At 55.4% G+C, this 513-nt stretch carries 1 rRNA gene; it reads right to left on the bottom strand.

The features are described from left to right. Positions 1 to 9: 9 nt before the first annotated feature. Positions 10 to 513 (bottom strand): 16S ribosomal RNA (locus HMPREF2604_RS02885); the annotation flags it as partial.

Raw genomic sequence — 513 nt, 5'->3', positions numbered from 1 at the left:
GCTCCTTAGAAAGGAGGTGATCCACCCGCACCTTCCGGTACGGGTACCTTGTTACGACTTCGTCCCAATCGCCGATCCCACCTTCGACAGCTCCCTAACAAGTTTAGGCCACTGGCTTCGGGTGTTACCAACTTTCATGACGTGACGGGCGGTGTGTACAAGGCCCGGGAACGTATTCACCGCAGCGTTGCTGATCTGCGATTACTAGCGACTCCGACTTCATGGGGTCGAGTTGCAGACCCCAATCCGAACTAAGACCGGCTTTCAGCGATTCGCTCCACCTCACAGTGTCGCTGCGCGTTGTACCGACCATTGTAGCATGTGTGAAGCCCTGGACATAAGGGGCATGATGATTTGACGTCATCCCCACCTTCCTCCGAGTTAACCCCGGCAGTCTCTCATGAGTCCCCAACCAAATGCTGGCAACATAAGACAAGGGTTGCGCTCGTTGCGGGACTTAACCCAACATCTCACGACACGAGCTGACGACAACCATGCACCACCTGTACACCA

The organism is Corynebacterium sp. HMSC055A01 (assembly GCF_001809405.1).
Taxonomy (GTDB): domain Bacteria; phylum Actinomycetota; class Actinomycetes; order Mycobacteriales; family Mycobacteriaceae; genus Corynebacterium; species Corynebacterium hesseae.
Note: the sequence above shows the minus strand (reverse complement) of the source record. Positions and strands in the feature narration are given on the sequence as shown.